At 68.6% G+C, this 15,875-nt stretch carries 12 protein-coding genes and 1 tRNA gene; 8 read left to right on the top strand and 5 right to left on the bottom strand.

Annotation, left to right across the window (positions count from 1 at the left end; genetic code table 11):
* Positions 1-23: 23 nt before the first annotated feature.
* Both dnaN and ABZS29_RS17390 read right to left on the bottom strand, forming a co-directional pair.
* Positions 24-1,157 (bottom strand): DNA polymerase III subunit beta, encoded by a 1,134-nt coding sequence (gene dnaN, locus ABZS29_RS17395; protein ID WP_355462952.1) that lies wholly within the window; start codon positions 1,155-1,157, stop codon positions 24-26.
* Positions 1,158-1,220: 63 nt separating this feature from the next.
* The gene (locus tag ABZS29_RS17390) at positions 1,221-1,796 is read right to left on the bottom strand and encodes an AAA family ATPase (protein WP_355462951.1); all 576 of its coding nucleotides are present in this window, start codon (positions 1,794-1,796) and stop codon (positions 1,221-1,223) included.
* A 119-nt stretch (positions 1,797-1,915) separates the two neighbouring features.
* Between ABZS29_RS17390 and ABZS29_RS17385 the strand changes: the two genes are divergently transcribed.
* The 4 genes from ABZS29_RS17385 to solA are packed head-to-tail and all read left to right on the top strand — an operon-like array spanning position 1,916 to position 5,580.
* Positions 1,916-2,545 (top strand): class I SAM-dependent methyltransferase family protein, encoded by a 630-nt coding sequence (locus tag ABZS29_RS17385; protein ID WP_355462949.1) that lies wholly within the window; start codon positions 1,916-1,918, stop codon positions 2,543-2,545.
* Positions 2,546-2,586: 41 nt separating this feature from the next.
* Entirely contained in the window at positions 2,587-3,714 is a 1,128-nt protein-coding gene (locus ABZS29_RS17380) for an NAD(P)/FAD-dependent oxidoreductase (protein WP_355462948.1), read from the top strand.
* A gap of 17 nt (positions 3,715-3,731) precedes the next feature.
* Positions 3,732-4,397, top strand: coding sequence for a TetR/AcrR family transcriptional regulator (locus tag ABZS29_RS17375; RefSeq protein WP_355462946.1), 666 nt, complete (start codon positions 3,732-3,734; stop codon positions 4,395-4,397).
* Between the two features lie 52 nt (positions 4,398-4,449).
* Positions 4,450-5,580 (top strand): N-methyl-L-tryptophan oxidase, encoded by a 1,131-nt coding sequence (gene solA / locus ABZS29_RS17370; protein ID WP_355462944.1) that lies wholly within the window; start codon positions 4,450-4,452, stop codon positions 5,578-5,580.
* Positions 5,581-5,801: 221 nt separating this feature from the next.
* Here the strand turns inward: solA and ABZS29_RS17365 are convergent.
* Positions 5,802-5,875: transfer RNA gene (locus tag ABZS29_RS17365), tRNA-Arg, on the bottom strand.
* Between the two features lie 146 nt (positions 5,876-6,021).
* On the opposite strand from ABZS29_RS17365, the gene ABZS29_RS17360 reads away from it, so the two are divergent.
* The 3 genes from ABZS29_RS17360 (at position 6,022) to ABZS29_RS17350 (ending at position 13,508) form a co-directional block, all read left to right on the top strand.
* Positions 6,022-7,701 carry a PrsW family glutamic-type intramembrane protease gene (locus ABZS29_RS17360; RefSeq protein ID WP_355462942.1) on the top strand — a complete coding sequence of 560 codons (1,680 nt, stop codon included), beginning with the start codon at positions 6,022-6,024 and terminating at the stop codon, positions 7,699-7,701.
* A gap of 90 nt (positions 7,702-7,791) precedes the next feature.
* Complete coding sequence (locus ABZS29_RS17355) at positions 7,792-11,841, top strand: AAA family ATPase (RefSeq protein ID WP_355462940.1); 4,050 nt, start codon at positions 7,792-7,794, stop codon at positions 11,839-11,841.
* Positions 11,838-13,508, top strand: coding sequence for an ABC transporter (locus ABZS29_RS17350; RefSeq protein ID WP_355462938.1), 1,671 nt, complete (start codon positions 11,838-11,840; stop codon positions 13,506-13,508). The genes ABZS29_RS17355 and ABZS29_RS17350 overlap by 4 nt, the downstream gene beginning before the upstream one ends.
* A gap of 10 nt (positions 13,509-13,518) precedes the next feature.
* On the opposite strand, the gene ABZS29_RS17345 is transcribed toward ABZS29_RS17350, so the two are convergent.
* Positions 13,519-14,640 carry an epoxide hydrolase family protein gene (locus ABZS29_RS17345; protein ID WP_355462936.1) on the bottom strand — a complete coding sequence of 374 codons (1,122 nt, stop codon included), beginning with the start codon at positions 14,638-14,640 and terminating at the stop codon, positions 13,519-13,521.
* Between the two features lie 149 nt (positions 14,641-14,789).
* Here ABZS29_RS17345 and ABZS29_RS17340 point away from each other — a divergent pair, with 149 nt between their 5' ends.
* Positions 14,790-15,227, top strand: coding sequence for a MarR family transcriptional regulator (locus tag ABZS29_RS17340; RefSeq protein ID WP_355462935.1), 438 nt, complete (start codon positions 14,790-14,792; stop codon positions 15,225-15,227).
* A gap of 32 nt (positions 15,228-15,259) precedes the next feature.
* On the opposite strand, the gene ABZS29_RS17335 is transcribed toward ABZS29_RS17340, so the two are convergent.
* Entirely contained in the window at positions 15,260-15,874 is a 615-nt protein-coding gene (locus tag ABZS29_RS17335; protein WP_355462933.1) for an SRPBCC family protein, read from the bottom strand.
* Position 15,875: the final 1 nt, after the last annotated feature.

Below are 15,875 nucleotides of genomic sequence, written 5' to 3'. Positions count from 1 at the left end.
GAGGCACTCGGGTCATCTTGACATCAGCCCGCCGCTCGGAGCGGGACGACGATGTACGCCGAGTCGTCGCTCGGCGTTTCGTCGGAAGTTTGGAGTCCGGTCACGTTGACCGGTTTGGTCGGCTCAGTGAAGGCGAAGTGTGCGATGGGAGTGCCGAGTGAGCTGAGCGCATCCAGGAGATAGCTGGTGTTGAAGCCGGTCGCCAGGGGGTCACCGGTGAGGGTGGCCTCGATCGGTTCGGTGGCTTCGGCCTCCTCACCGTTGCCCGCGCTGAGCGTTGCGGTCCCGTCGACGAAGGTGATGCGCACGGGCGAGGTCCGCTCAGCGACCAGGGAGACGCGCTTCACCGCCTCGATCAGTGCGGCCGTGCCCACGGTGACAGTCCTCGTGATCGCGGCCGGTGCCGGAATCAGCTTGCGCACCTTGGGAAACTCGGCGTCGATCAACCGGCTGGTGGCTCGGCGGCCGGCACCCTCGAACCCGATCAACCCGTCCCCTGTACGAGTTGAACCGAGCGCGAGGGTGACTTCGTGACCGGCCATCGTCTTGGCCAGGTCGGCCAGCACCTTCGCCGGGACGAGCGCGTCCGCCTCGATCTCCGGATCGGTCGGCTCCCAGGCGAAGCTGCGAACCGCCAACCGGTAGCGATCCGTGGCCAGCAACGTGATCACCGGGCCGCGGATCTCGACCCGAACGCCGGTGAAGACCGGCACTGTGTCGTCCCGCCCCGCGGCGCTCACCACCTGAGCGACCGACCGCGCGAAGACCTCACCGCTCACCACGCCGCCGGCCGCGGGCAGCTCCGGCAACGGCGGATACTCACTCAGCGGCAGCGTCTGGAGCGCGAACCGGGCATTGCCGCTGGACACTATGACCCGCGCGCCCTCCGCCTGCAGATCAACGGTGTCCGCAGGCATGGCCCGGCAGATGCCGGCCAGCAACCGGCCCGACACCAGGACCCGGCCGTCGTCGCCGACATCGGCCGGCAGGCCGACCTGTGCCGAGCTCTCGTAGTCGAACCCGGACACCGTCAGCATCCCGTCGGCTGCCTCGACGGACATCCCGGCAAGAATCGGCACACTCGGCCGGCTCGGCAGCCCTTTGGCCACCCAACCGACCGCCTCAGCGAGCGCCTCACGCCCGACTCGAACCTTCACGGTCACCCCTCCCGATCGCTTGGTTCAAGCCAATCAGGCGCCACCGACAGTTTTCGGGTGTCGTCAGCGGAAGGTGATCGCCTGCAGCCGACCCGCCTGACGTCGGCTCAGGACGATCGCAGACCGCGCACCCGGGATCACCTGGCCCGGGTTCTCGGTCGCTTTGGCGAGTAGCTGCGGCCAGCGGCGGCAGTGCGTCTCCATGCTCGCGGTACGTACGACGCGTCCGCGCGCCCACTGCCCGTCCCGCGCCACCTCACCCGGTACGTCGATCAGAATCAGGTGCAGTGGCAGTCCGGCACGCCGCGCGCGCCAGCCCAGCAGGCGCCGTACCCAGGGGCGCGTAGCGCAGTCATGGATCACCATGGGACCGCTGTGCATCGCACTGAGCACCTGCGCGTAGTAGGTCAGGTGTAGCAGCGGGCGCCAGTAGGAATACGGGACAGCGCCGAGCACTCGCATCCACCGCGTGCGTAGACGCTCGGAGTCGAAGACCCGGACGCCGCCGTGGTCTTCGCCCTCGGGGTAGAGCCGGCGCAGCAGTGTGCTCTTGCCGGCGCCAGGAATCCCAGCCAGCACGACCACGGAGTCTCCGGAGTACCGGATCTGTTCCTCGGCGCCTACGACCGCCAAGTTCATCGCTACCACGCCACTGCCCTTCCCTCGCCTGCCAATACTCGTTAGACGAGCGGGTTCCCCGCCTAGCCCCGTGCGTGCACTAAGAACTCCCTAGGAGTTCCCTGAGAGAGGACGTGCAAGTGGACTGGTCCGCGTGGCACAACGACTACGACAACCCCGGTACGCCGCTGGCTCGGCGACTGGCCGACGTACAAGGTCACATCCGGACTGCTCTGTCCGATGCTCCGGCTGGGCCGCTCACAGCGGTCAGTTTGTGTGCCGGGCAAGGGCGGGACCTCATTGAGGTGCTGGCTGAGCATCCGCGGCGGACCGACGTACGGGCTCGGCTTGTCGAGCTTGATCCTCGCAACACCGCGGTCGCGGGCGACGCCGTACGGGAGCTTGGGCTTGACCAGGTCGAGGTGGTGACGGGTGATGCGTCGCTCACCGACCAGTACGTCGGTCTCGTGCCTGCCGATCTGGTGCTCGCCTGCGGCATTTTCGGCAACATCTCGGATGCGGATATCGAGCGGACGATCGCGTTCTGTCCGCAGTTCTGCAAGCCGGGTGCCGTGCTGATCTGGACTCGGCACCGGGAGGCTCCGGATCTCGCGCCGACGATCTGCTCGTGGTTCGAGGCTGCGAGGTTCGAGCGGCTGTACCTGTCTGCGCCCGATGCCGGGTACGGCGTCGGCGTCCACCGGTACGTCGGTCCCGAGCAGCCGCTGGAGGTCGGCCACCGCCTCTTCACCTTCGGCTCGGCGCGCTGACGAACTTGTTCGTAACGAACATGTTCGTTACAGTCGACGACATGAGCACACATCACCCCATTGCGATCATCGGCGCGGGGCTCGGCGGTCTGACGGCCGCGCGGGTCCTGCAGGTCAACGGAATCGACGCCGCGCTCTTCGAGCTGGAGCCGTCGGCGGAGACGCGGGTGCAGGGCGGCATGCTCGACATCCACGAGGAGAACGGCCAGCAGGCGCTCCGCGCCGCGGGTCTGTACGACGAGTTCCGCAAGATCATCCATGTCGGCGGGGAGGCGATGCGGCTGGTGGGGTCCGATGGGACTGTTCAGGTCTCGCGGGCCGATGACGGCGACGGTGGGCGGCCGGAGGTCGATCGCGGTGACCTGCGCAAGCTGTTGCTGGACTCGCTTCGCGACGGTGCGATCCACTGGGGCAAGAAGGTCGTCGGTGCGCGGGCACTTGGCGACGGACGGCACGAGGCCAGCTTCGCCGACGGTTCGGCGATCACCACCGACCTGCTGATCGGAGCCGATGGTGCCTGGTCACGCATTCGGCCGCTGCTGTCGGATGCCCAGCCCAGCTACACCGGCATCTCCTTCGTCGAGTTGGACCTGCTGGATGCTGACAGTCGGCATCCGCACAGCGCGGCGGTCATCGGGGACGGCTTCTTCATTTGCCTCGGCGAGGAGCGCGGGATCCTGGGGCACCGCGAGACCGACGGCAGCCTGCACGTCTACACCGGACTGAAGGTGGACAAGGGCTGGCTCGACACCGTCGACTTCAGCGACCCAGTGGCCGCGAAGGCGACAGTCCTCGGCTACTTCGAGGGCTGGGACGAGGGGCTGCGCGGGTTGATCGCCGAAGCTGATGGTGCGTTGGTGCCGCGCCGCATTCACGCGCTGCCGGTCGGACACCGGTGGGAGCCCACCCCTGGTGTGACGCTGCTGGGCGATGCTGCTCATCTGATGTCGCCGTTCGCTGGTGAGGGCGCGAACTTGGCCATGTACGACGGCGCCGAGCTCGGCCGGGCGCTCGCCGCTCACCCGGGTGATGTCGGGGCTGGGCTGGCGGCGTACGAGGGGGAGTTGTTCTCGCGCAGTGAGGCCAGTGCGGCTGCCTCGGCGGAGAGTCTGGAGACCATGTTCGCTCCGGATGGTTTGGAGCGGCTGACCAAGTTCTTCAGCGAGTAGTGCAGTAATTTGGCGACATGCCAGCGCTGAGCCGCCGGGAGCGTCCCGCCAAACCTGCACTCACCCGCGAGGGCATTGTCGACGCAGCAGTGCGCCTGATGGAGAGTGAAGGTCTGCGGCGAGTCACGATGCGTCGCCTCGCGCAGGAGCTCGATACGGGACCGGCTTCGCTGTATGTCTACGTCGCCAACACCTATGAGCTGCACGCGGCGATTCTCGATCGCCTGCTGGCGCAGGTTGATCTGACTCCGGCGCAGGACGTGGATGACTGGCGTGAGGCGCTGCAGCAGGTCCTGGCGAGCTATACCGATCTGCTGCTCGCACATCCCAGCCTCGCGCAATCCGCGCTCAACACTCGCCCGGACGGGCCTAACTACCTCGCATTGATCGAGACCCTGCTCGGACTGCTCGCCGCTGGTGGTGTGGCTGCCGGCCAGGCGGCCTGGGGTCTGGACTACCTCCTGCAGACAGCCACCGCGACCGCCGCGGAGCACGCCGTCGACACCAACGCCGAGGCCGACTGGCAACGCCTCACCGAAACACTCACCAGCGCTTCTGCCGACGAGTTCCCGCACCTCCACCAACACGGCACCGACCTGCTCTCCGGCACACCGGCCCAGCGCCGTCGCTGGGCCGTCGACATGCTGATCAACGGAATCATCGCCACGCCTCGCCCCGAGTAGCTTCAGCCCACAGCGATTGTCTGGTGCCGCGGGAGCGACGATATTGGTCCGCATGCGGACAGATGTGATCGTGATCGGTCTCGGTGCGTTCGGGTCGGCGGCTCTGTGGCGGCTTGCTGCTCGCGGGGTGAAGGTGGTGGGGATCGAGCGGCAGGCGATCGGTCACCCGCTCGGTTCGTCGCACGGGACGACTCGGCTGTTCCGGGTTGCCTGCATGGAGCACCCGGGGCTGACTGCGATCGCACAGAAGTCTCTGGAGCTGTGGACCGAGCTGGGGGAGCGCACCGGTGAGACGTACGTCCGGCAGACCGGTTCGCTCAACGTCGGCGCTGCAGGCAGCAGACCGGTCAGCGGAGCACTGCGGGCCGCAACTGAAGCGGGAGCGGCCACCACGTCCTTGTCGCACCACGAGCTGCAATCGCGCTTCCCGCAGTACGGCGGCCTGTTGCCCGGCGACGTCGCCGTATGGGACCCCGGTGCGGGCATCTGCTTCGCCGAGCCGACTGTCCGCGCCCATGTCGCCGAGGCGCGCCGACTCGGTGCCGAGGTCTATCCGCACACGATGGTGACCGCGATCGAGCCGCGGGCCGACGAGGTGATCGTGCGCACGCCGACCACCGAGTTCCACGCCGACCAGGTGGTCGTCTGCGCCGGCGCCTGGCTGGGAACGCTCTTCCCCGAACTGCCGCTGACACCCCGCCGTACGCCGATGTTCTGGTTCGCGCCGAAGGACCCGGACTCAGAGGCGTTCCGGCTCGCGAACTTCCCGTCGTTCATCTGGGAGCTGGCCGACGGCCGCGGCCTGTGGGGCCACGGCTCCGACAACGGCTTCGCCGTGAAGGTCGGCCTGGAAGGCGCCCACTCGCACATCACCGGCTTCGCCGCCGACGACCTCGACCGCTCCATCCGCCCCATCGAGGACATCGCCGTACTGGCGTCCGCCGTCAGCCAAGCCTTCCCCGGCCTCGACCCGGCGCCCGTCCAGGTGCTCCCGTGCATGGTGACCGACTCACCCGACGGCCAGTTCCTGGTCGGCCGCTACGGCGACCGCGTCGTGGTAGCCGGCGGCGACAGCGGCCACGGCTTCAAGCACTCCGCCGGCCTCGGCGAACTCCTCGCCCAACAGGCCACCGGCGAAACGCCGTACGCGGACGCAGCCTTCATCGACCCTCGTCGCTTCTGAAGTCGAGTCGCCACTCCGTTTCGTATCGTCGTACGAGGAACTACCTGGTGCCGGCTGGGACTACGCTCCGTTGAGCGATGCGTTCAGAACGACGAGGGGCCCGAGCCGGGACGGACCCGCTCGGGAGCTGTCAGTACTTCCGGCTCGTGGCTTCGTCCAGTGCGACGCAGGAGCTCGCGAGGGTGACTTGCGGGCGTTCCAGCAGGTCAGAGGGTAGTTTGCGCGCCAGGCAGGACTCGAACCTGCGACCAACGGATTAGAAGTCCGACGCTCTATCCAGCTGAGCTACTGGCGCATGCCAGGAAGAGTCTGTCAGATGGGCGGGTGATCGCGCTGCCGGGTTACTGGGCGTGGCGTCGAAGTACAGGGTTGTCGTTCCATCACGGTAACGCCGCGTGGGCGGTTCTGCCGTCGGGTCGGGGATCCAACTAGGCTGCGGGCATGAGTTACCCCTCACCAGGCCCGGCCGGGTCGCCGCAGCCCGCGGCGGCGTCGGCGTACCCGCCCGGCGGACAGTATCCACAGCCGAACGTGCTCGGGAATCATCCGGTGCCCGGGCAGCGGCGGAACCGCCGGGTTCTGATCGGCATCGTGATCGCGGTGCTGATGGCGATCGCGGGGCTGGCGATCTTCGCGATCGTGGCCGACTCGACCGGTGCGGGCGGGTTCACGTGGGGGATGGCGTTCGCGATGGTGCCGGTGATCCCGGTCATCGGGCTCTATCTCTGGCTGGACCGTTACGAACCGGAGCCGACGAAGTACATTCTGTTCGCGCTCTGCTGGGGTGCGTTCATCGCGACGCTGGTCGCGATCTTCATCAACACCGAGGTTGCGAAGCAGTTGGCCGAGACCGGCGCCGGCGGCGACCGGTCGGCGATCTTCGTGGCGCCGCCGGTGGAGGAGTTCGCCAAGGGGTCCGTCATCCTGCTGCTGGCGCTGGTGCGCCGCAAGGAGTTCGACGGGATCATCGACGGCCTGGTGTACGCGGGCATGGTCGGTGTCGGCTTCGCCTTCACCGAGAACATCCTGTACTACGGCCGCATCTTCAGTGAGCTGTCGCACGAGGCCGGTAGCGACGCGGGTCTGCGCGGTGTCCTGGTGCTGTTCGTCCTGCGCGGCGTGATGTCGCCGTTCGCGCATCCACTCTTCACCTCCTTCACTGCGATCGGCATCGGGATCGCCGTCCGCCATCGCAGTACGGCGGTGCGGTACCTGGCGCCGGTGGTCGGCTACCTGGCCGCTGTCCTGGCGCACGCCGCCTGGAATGCGTCCGCGAGCTGGGCCGAGGGCACCGGCTTCCTGGTCGCCTACTTCCTGCTGATGGTGCCGATCTTCCTCGGCATGGTGGCGTTCGCGCTGGTACTGCGGTCGCGCGAAGGCAAGATGATCGCCTCGCGGCTCTACGACTACGTGCGGTTCGGCTGGCTGGTCGCTCCGGAAGTACCGCTGATCGCGACGATGCGCGGGCGCAAGGCGCTCCGTCAGAACGCTCGCCGGTACGGCGGGCAGGCGGAAGCAGCCGCGAAGGCGTTCCAGGCGAACGCGACCGACCTGGCCTACCTGCGGGACAAGATCGTCCGCCAGGTGATCGGGCCGGAGGCGCTGCAGGAGGAGAAGCGGTTGCTCGACGAACTGCGGTCCCGCCGGGCCAGTGTTCCGTTCCCGCCGATGCCGGCGTTCCCGCAGGCGATGCCTCCGGGCGGGCCGGGCGCGCCGGGGCCTAGTGGTTACGGAGCGCCTCAACCGGGGCCCGGCGGCTACGGGCCACAGCCCGGTGCTCCGGGCTACGGTGCACCGCAGCCCGGAGCTGGCGGTTACGGAGCGCCTCAGCCGGGAGCTGGTGACTACGCGCCGCAGCCCGGTGCTGGTGGTTATGGTGCCGGTGGTCAGGGAGCGCCGCAGCCGGGGCCGGGTGGCCAGGGCGAGTGGCCGGGGGCCGGCGTACCGGGAGCTGGTGGGCCTGGCGCGGGAGCGCCTGGAGCAGGTGGTTACGGAGCGCCTCCGTCGGGGTATCCCTCGGGGCAACCCGGTTACCCAGCGGGCCAGCCCGGTTACCCATCGGGACCCGCTGGTCCGCAAGGATCGCCGGGAGGATACGGTCCGTATCCACCATCGCAGTGACTGCCACCCGTCCACGCCGCCAAACGGGGATGACGATGACTTTGCTTCTGTGCTGTCCGACCGGGCACTCTGTGCTCGTGGACGGACGCCGTGGCTGACATCAAGTCAGCAGCTGGTGAAGGTCCGGAGCCACAGGTTCCGGGCCAGGACCAGCCTGCCCAGGAGCTGGCCAACTTGATCGCGCAGTCCGAGGCCGGTGCCAAGGGCAAGGGCTTCTGGCGCCGTCGCCGGCGCAAGACGGCCCCCGAGCCGGCCACGCCTGCGCCGGTAGCGGAGCCCGCTGAGCCTGAGCCGAGTGAGCCGTCGAACGTTGCTGCGTCGACGGAGTCGGGTGAGTCTGCGGCTGTTGAGACGGTGCCGAGTGCTCGCGATAAGAGTGGCGTGGACGCGAAGGCTGACGAGACCGGTGCTAGCGGTGCCGTGAAGGCGGCTGATGCGTCGGCCGAGGACGCGGGTGGCGGTGCCGACGAGTCTGAGGCCGATGGCGGTGTGACGGCGGATGACGCCGAGGCGAGCTCTGCTGATGGCGACGAGCCCGCTGGTGGCGGCTCGAAGGATGCAGGGGAGAGCTCCGTCGAGGACGCTGACGCGGCTGACGGTTCGGCCGACGCGGCGAGCGCTGACGTAACCGCTGACGCGGGCGATGCGGCTGCCGAGGATGCGGCTGCTGGGGCCGAGGACGCGACTGATGCCAAGGACGCGGGAGCCAAGCCTGAGGAAGCCGCCAACGACGTAGACACGGCCGCGAAGGACGTAGACACGGCCGCCAAGGGCGAAAGCGGAGCCGCCAAGGGCGAAGACACGGCAGCTGGGGGCGAAGACGCGACCGCTCAGGACCAGGGCACGGTCGCGGAGGTCGAGGACGAGCGGCCGCGGCCGACTGTTGGTGTGGTGTACGAGCCGGATGAGTCGCCGGACGGGTTCCCGCTCGAATACGGGAACATCATCGTCGGGCTGCCCAAGGTGGCTGATGGCTCGGCGATAGAGCTCGACGAGGCTCGTGCGTACGCCGAGGAGCTGGCTGCCGTCCAGTCCGCAGGACTTGAGCCGATCGAGGACGAGGTCGAGCCTCAGGCGGAGGTCCCGGACGAGGAAGTACCTGCCGTGGCCGACAAGTCGGCGGAGGCTCCGGACGAGGAAGTACCTGCCGTGGCCGACAAGTCGGCGGAGGCTCCGGACGAGGAAGCACCTGCCGTGGCCGACAAGTCGGCGGAGGCTCCGGACGAGGAAGCACCCGCCGAGGCCGACGAGCCGACGGAGGACTCGGGCGAGGCGGCGCCTGCCGTGGCCGACGAGCCTGCGGAGGCTTCGGGTGAGGCAGGGCAGGCCGGAGCCGACGGTACAGAGGACACGGCAGCCGCGGATGCTGAACAGCCTGCGGAGGTCTCGGACGAGGCGGCGCCCGCTGAGGCCGACGTACAGGCGGAGGTCTTGGACGAGGCGGCGCCCGCTGAGGGCGACGTACAGGCTGAGGTCTTGGACGAGGCTGTGCCGGCTGAGGCTGACAAGCAGGTAGAGGCCTCGGAGGACGCGGTGTCCGGCGAGGTCGATGAGCAGGGTCCTGCAGGCACTGCTGAGGAGTCTGCTGCCGATGAGGCGGGGGTCGGTACGGCGGTTGTCGGGGAGGCTTCTGCGGGTGATGAGTCTGCGGCGGAGGTTGTAGAGCCTGCTGCCGAGGACGTCGCTGCGGAGGCCGAGCAGTCGACGGAGGACGCGGAGACGTCCGGTGCAGCTGCCGAGACGGTCGAGCCTGCTGACGCTGCGGAGCCGGTTGCCGACGAGACGACGGTGGAGGCCGAGGTAGCTGCGGGCGAGCAGTCGCCCGTCGCTGGGGAGCCGGCGCCCAAGGCCGCGAACAAGCGTGCCAAGCAGAAGCCCAAGCGCGAGGTCGGAGAGTCTGCGGAGGATGCTGCCGGCGACGGTGAGCAGGTGCCGGGTGCCGTCGCGTCTGCCGGGGAACCGGTGGTTGTGAACGAGGATGCCGAGGGCAGCTCCGACGGCTCGGCGACCGCGGACGCACCCGAGGTAGACGCGGTGGCCGATGGCGAGCAGGTACCGGAGGACGCTGGTACGGAGTCCGCCGAGGACACGGGTGAGGCCGCGGAGTCTGTCGAGGTAGAGGCGGTTGCGGGCGGCGCTCAAGAGTCGGTTGATGCTGAGGCAGCGTCGGGCGAGGAGTCGGGGGCTGCTGGGCAGGAAGCTGAGGGTGACTCCGACGACGCTGCGGCGGATGCTGCTGAGGCTCAGGCTGTGGTGGCCGACGGCGGTGCTGATGCGGCGTCCGATGAAGAGCCGCAGGCGTCGGATGTAGCGCAGGATGCTGAGGGTGACTCCGAGGAGTCGGCTGAGGTTGAGGTTAGTGCGGAGGAGCTGGCGGAGCGGTTGGCGGCTGAGCAGGCTGCTATGGCGCTTATTACCTCGTTGATGAAGTTGCGGGGCGCGTTGGCGGGGAGCCGGCTGCCTTTGGATGTTGTGGGGGCTGATGAGGCTCGGCAGCAGCAGAAGGCGATGCTGGACCAGCTGGATGACTACATCTTGCCGCGGTTGGTGCAGCTCGAGGCGCCGATTCTGGCGGTGGTGGGTGGGTCCACCGGGGCTGGGAAGTCGACGTTGGTGAACTCGGTGATCGGGAAGGTTGTCAGTGAGCCGGGGGTGCTGCGGCCTACGACGCGGTCGCCGGTGCTGATTCATCACCCGGCTGATGCGGACTGGTTCATCGGTGATCGGGTACTGCCGGGGATGGCGCGGACTACCGCGGAGAGCCCTGGCGGTATGGAGGATCCGGGGCAGTTGCGGTTGGTTGCTTCCGACACCGTGCCGCGTGGGCTTGCTGTTCTGGACGCGCCGGACATCGACTCGGTCGTCGAGGCGAACCGTGATCTCGCGACGCAGCTGCTCGCGGCTGCTGACCTGTGGTTGTTCGTGACGACGGCCGCGCGGTACTCGGATGCGGTGCCGTGGGAGTTCCTGCAGAGCGCGTCGGATCGCAGTACGGCGGTTGCCGTCGTACTGGACCGGGCGCCGGCGGAGACGATCGACGACATCACCGGGCACCTGGCGCAGATGCTGCTGGAGCGGGGACTCGGCGATTCGCCGTTGTTCTCGATCAAGGAGACCGTTGTCGATGGCAACGGGATGCTGCCGGCCGAGACGGTTGCCTCGATCAAGGACTGGCTGGTGGACCTGGCCGCGGATGCCGAGGGGCGGGCGGCGGTTGTCCGCCGGACGCTGCATGGCGCGGTCACGTCGATGGTGAAGACGACGCCGCCGTTCGCTGCGGCGGTGCGTGCGCAGGGTGATACGGCGATCGAGCTCCGGACGAGTGTCGAAGCGGCGTACGAGCAGGCGGTCAAGGACCTCAAGACGGCGACGCAGGACGCGACGCTGTTGCGCGGTGAGGTGCTGGCGCGCTGGCAGGAGTTCGTCGGGACGGGCGAGCTGCTGAAGGGCCTGCAGGGCAACTCGGGCAAGATGCGCGACAAGGTGAAGAAGTCGATCGGCACGCCCGCGATGCCGACGCGCGATCTGAACGACGCGATCGAGTCCGGACTGTCGTCGTTGCTGGTCGAGCAGGCCGAGGCGGCTGCGGAGCGCGCGGAGAAGATCTGGCAGGCGACGCCCGCCGGACGCCAGTTGCTCGCTGCGGCCGGGACCCCGGCCGACCCGACAGCTGAAGCCGATGCGGATGCCGAGATCGACCTGGGTTCGATGTCTCCCCAGTTCAAGGCGAATGCGGAGCGGGCGGTCCGGGAATGGCAGGCCGGGGTGCTCGACCTGGTGCGCACGGTCGGAACCGAGAAGCGCCTCGCGGCGCGCATCCTGGATGCCGGCGTGAACGGTCTGTCGTTGTCGGTCATGGTGGTCCTCTTCGCCGAGAACGCCGGGATTCCGACCGGCGCCGAGATGAGCATCGGGGTCGGCAGCGCGGTCGTCGGGCAGAAGCTGCTGACCGCGGTCTTCGGCGACGCGGCCGTACAGACCCTGGTATCGAAGTCGCGCGAGGATCTTGACGGTAAGGTTCATGCCTTGATGGATGCCGAATTCGCCCGGTATCTGGCTGTCCTCGACCAGCATCCGGTCGATCCCGAGGCTGCCAGGCAACTGACCGAGGCCGCGCGCGCGGTGGAGGACTGCACGTGACGGAAACGACGGAGACGGTCAGTGGCCCGGTTCGGGGTGCGACCGACGTCCTGACCAAGATCGACGCTCTCGCGAAGGCCGCGGGCCAGGGCCGGCTCGACCCAGTGGTGCTGAGCGAGGCCACCCAGATCGTCGACCGGGCCGGACAGCGGTTCCGGATGTCGGGCGAGCTGACCGTGGTCGCGCTGGCCGGCGCCACCGGGTCCGGGAAGTCGTCGCTGTTCAACGCGATGACCGGCCTGGACCTGGCTGCGATCGGTACCCGGCGCCCGACCAGCTCGATGCCGCTGGCCTGTGTCTGGGGCGAGGAGCCGGCCGGCGAGGTGCTGAACTGGCTGGGTATCCCGCGCCGGCACCAGGTGCAGCACCGTAGCTCGCTGGAGGAAGCGCAGTCGGAGGACCTCGACGGCCTGATCCTGCTCGACCTGCCCGACCACGACTCGATCGAGGTGGAGCACCGGCTGATCGTCGACCGGCTGGTCGAACTGGTCGACATGCTGGTCTGGGTGGTCGACCCGCAGAAGTACGCCGACGCGGCGCTGCACGATCGCTACATCAAGCCCTACGCCTCGCACTCCGGGGTGATGGTCTTCGCGCTGAACCACGTCGACAAGCTCACGCCGGATCAGCGGAAGAGCTGCCTGGAGGACCTCGAGCGCCTGCTGAAGAAGGACGGTCTCAAGTCGCCGACCGTCGTGGCGACCTCGGCGGTCAGCGGTGACGGACTGGACGAGGTGCGCGGCCTGCTGGTCAAGCGGGTCAGCAACAAGCGCTCCGCCAAGGAGCGGATCGCTGCCGACGTGGATCGCGTCGCGGAGCGGATGGCGAAGCAGTGCGGCACGGCCAAGACTCCGGAGATCGCCGACGCCGACGTCACGGAACTGGTCGAGGCGCTCTCGGATGCGAGCGGCCTGCCGGTGGTGGTCGACGCCGTACGCCGGTCCTACCTGCAGCGCGCGCAGGCCGCGACCGGTTGGCCGCTGACCAAGTGGATCGGGCGGATGAGGCCGGACCCGCTCCGTGGGCTGCAGCTGGACGAGGTCTCCCGCCAGCAGGGCAAGGCGTTGCGCAAGTCGGCAACCAGCGAGGTCGCCAGCGCGCGCATCTCGTTGCCTGCGGCAACTCCGGTGCAGCGGGCCCGGATGGACAGCGCGGTGCGCACGATCACCGATCGCGCCTCCGCCGGTCTGTCGCGGCCTTGGGCCGACTCGGTCCGGACCGCGATCCGACGTCGTGAGGAGTCGCTCGGCGACGAGCTCGACCAAGCGGTAGCCCGGACGGACCTCGGCAACACCACCAACCCGGGATGGTGGAATGCCGCGAAGTTCGTTCAGTGGCTGCTGTTCCTGGTGGCGTTGGGTGGTGCGGCCTGGTTGCTCGCCGCGCTGGTGGCACGGATCGCCGGCGGCGACGTGCCGCTGCCAGGTGCGGGTGGAATCGCCTACGCATGGATCATGCTGGTCGGTGGTGCAGCTCTTGGCTTCGGCCTCGCGGTGCTCTGCCGGCTGGCTGCCGTCAGCGGCGCCGCGCGGCGGGCCCGTGCAGCCGAGCAGGCGCTGCGCGGCGAGCTCGAGAAGGTTGCCGACAGCCACGTTGTGGCGCCGGCCCGGGCCGAGCTCGAGGCCTACACCACCTGCCGCGACACCCTCGCGGTCGCCCGCGGCTAGTTGTCCTGCACTAGGAGACCAGCGGCTCATACCGTTGGTCTCCTAGCTCAACGGGGCCAAGGCCGACGAAGAAGCTGCGGATGTCCTCAGCGAGCAGCTCCGGCACCTCCATCGCGGCGAAGTGGCCGCCGCGCTCGAACTCGGACCAGTGCCGGATGTCGTACAGCCGCTCGGCCAGCGGTCGCACCGACTGGGTGATGTCGTGCGGGAGCACTGCGACTCCCACCGGGACCGGACACGGCTGCGCCCCTCGTGGTGTGTCGTGGTGCAGTCGTGCCGACGAAGCCGCGGTGGCGGTCAACCAGTACAGCGCGACGTTGGTGAGCAGTTGCTCGTCGGTGATGGTCGAGCGCGGATCCGTCCACTGAGCGAAGCGCTCGGCGATCCAGACCAGCTGACCGACCGGCGAATCTGTCAACGCGTACCCGATGGTCTGCGGTGTGAGCGCCTGCAACGCCTGGTACGGCGGCCGATTCGTCATCAGGTGCCGAATCTTGTCCAGGCGAGCCTCGTCGACGTCGGACAGGTCGAGCCCGGCGTTTGGGTTCGGACGCGTCGGGAGGTAGTTCACGTGGACGCCGACCACGTGCTCGGGGTCGACCGCTCCGAGCGCCATCGAGATCCCGGAACCGAAGTCACCGCCTTGTGCGCCGTAGCGCTCGTATCCGAGGCGCTGCATCAGCTCGGCCCAGGCCCGCGCGATCCGGTTGATGTCCCAGCCGCGCTCGTGGGTCGGCCCGGAGAAGCCGTAACCCGGGATCGACGGAATCACCAGGTGGAAGTCGCGGGACAGTGGCTCGATCACGTCGAGAAACTCCAGGAACGAACCGGGCCAGCCGTGGGTCAGGATCACCGCGAGCGCATCGGGTCGCGGAGATCTGACATGGAGGAAGTGGATGTTCTGACCGTCGATCTCGGTCCGGAAGTGCGGCAGCTCGTTCAGGGCGGCCTCGTGCTTGCGCCAGTCGTAGTCGTCACGCCAGTGGTCGGCCAGCTCCTTGAGGCGCGCCAAAGGGAAGCCGTAGTCGGACCCGGCGACGGCTACTTCGTTCGGCCAGCGGGTGCGCGCCAGCCGGTCGGCCAGGTCGTCGAGGTCGGGTTGAGGGATGTCGATGCGGAACGGCTCGATCATGGGTGTCACTCCATCTGCAGGGTGCGGGACTAACGTTCGGGTGACTAACGTTAGTGCTCCGAACGATAGCATGATCGTTCGGCGTCCGAACGATTCGCTATGCTCCTTGGATGGAGGACTCCGGGAACGCGGCGCCCAGATGGGCGGGAATGCCTACCTGGCTGCTCGGCCAAACCGCTCAGCACGCCGGTCGCTTGGTGGTCGACGGCTTCTCGTCCGTCGGTGCGCGCGGCTACCACTACCGCGTGCTGGCGACGCTGGACGACTTCGGCCCGGCCAGCCAGGCGTCGCTGGGGCGCCGGAGCGGCATTCATCTGAGTGACATGGTCGCGACGGTGAACGAGTTGGCCGAGCTCGGGTTTGTCGAGCGGGCGCCCGATCCCTCGGATCGTCGCCGCAATGTCATCTCGCTGACCACCGCGGGCAAGCGGCACCTGCGGCGTCTGGAGAGTCGACTCGCGGCCAGCCAGGACGAACTGCTCGCACCGCTGTCGGCCGAGGAGCGAGCGAGTTTGACGAACCTCCTGGCGACACTGCTCGACCACCACAACCAGCGAGCCGGCATCCCGGAGGAGCGCTGGCGCTGACCGGGAGCCCGCTCGGTGGTGGTTGAGCTGGCTTAGAGCTCGACGCCCGGAGCGAACTGGGCCATGGAGACCTTGGCGGCCTCCAGTGCGTCCTCCTCGGTGGTCGTGCCGGAGTCGCGGACGACCTGCAGCCAGGTTCGGACGGACTGCTCGTTGAACTTGAGCATCTCCGGCGAGTTGGCGAAGGTGACGGGGTTGAAGTCGTCCGGCAGGCCGGTGACGTAGAGGGCGAGGCCGAGCAGGCCGCCGTCCCAGCCCGGGCCGACGTAGAGCGCGCCGCCGGCGCCAGGGGCCGGGATCTCCGTCACGACGTGCTCCAGTGCGAGGTTGGTCGAGTTGCCGGCTGCCGGGTGCAGCCTGATCTCCAGGAAGCTGTTCGGGCCGCCGTAGGTCACCTTGAATCGTTTGGGTGGCTCGCACTCGAGGATGTCGCCACCGGCCATGTCCTGCAGCTGGAAGCTGCCGCCCACCTGGAAGTCGCCGGTTGTCGGCCAGAACCAGCGGGCCAGCCGGGCTGGGTCGGTCAGTGCGTCCCACAGCTCGTCGGGTGTGGCGCGGTACTCGCGACGCATGCGCAGGCTGACGGTCTCGCCCGTCCGGCTGACTTCCCGCTGGACGGCGTTGATGTGCTCGAGGATGTCGATCATG

This window comes from Kribbella sp. NPDC005582 (assembly GCF_040605415.1).
In the GTDB taxonomy this organism is placed as follows: domain Bacteria; phylum Actinomycetota; class Actinomycetes; order Propionibacteriales; family Kribbellaceae; genus Kribbella.
This window is presented reverse-complemented; position numbering and strand designations above follow the sequence as displayed.

Excerpts from the sequence above, each read along its gene's own strand:
- ABZS29_RS17345 (WP_355462936.1), bottom strand. The coding sequence starts at position 14,640 with ATGATCGAGCCGTTCCGCATCGACATCCCTCAACCCGACCTCGACGAC.
- ABZS29_RS17335 (WP_355462933.1), bottom strand. The coding sequence starts at position 15,874 with ATGATCGACATCCTCGAGCACATCAACGCCGTCCAGCGGGAAGTCAGC.
- ABZS29_RS17390 (WP_355462951.1), bottom strand. The coding sequence starts at position 1,796 with ATGAACTTGGCGGTCGTAGGCGCCGAGGAACAGATCCGGTACTCCGGA.
- ABZS29_RS17380 (WP_355462948.1), top strand. The coding sequence starts at position 2,587 with ATGAGCACACATCACCCCATTGCGATCATCGGCGCGGGGCTCGGCGGT.
- ABZS29_RS17340 (WP_355462935.1), top strand. The coding sequence starts at position 14,790 with ATGCCTACCTGGCTGCTCGGCCAAACCGCTCAGCACGCCGGTCGCTTG.
- ABZS29_RS17375 (WP_355462946.1), top strand. The coding sequence starts at position 3,732 with ATGCCAGCGCTGAGCCGCCGGGAGCGTCCCGCCAAACCTGCACTCACC.
- solA (WP_355462944.1), top strand. The coding sequence starts at position 4,450 with ATGCGGACAGATGTGATCGTGATCGGTCTCGGTGCGTTCGGGTCGGCG.
- ABZS29_RS17360 (WP_355462942.1), top strand. The coding sequence starts at position 6,022 with ATGAGTTACCCCTCACCAGGCCCGGCCGGGTCGCCGCAGCCCGCGGCG.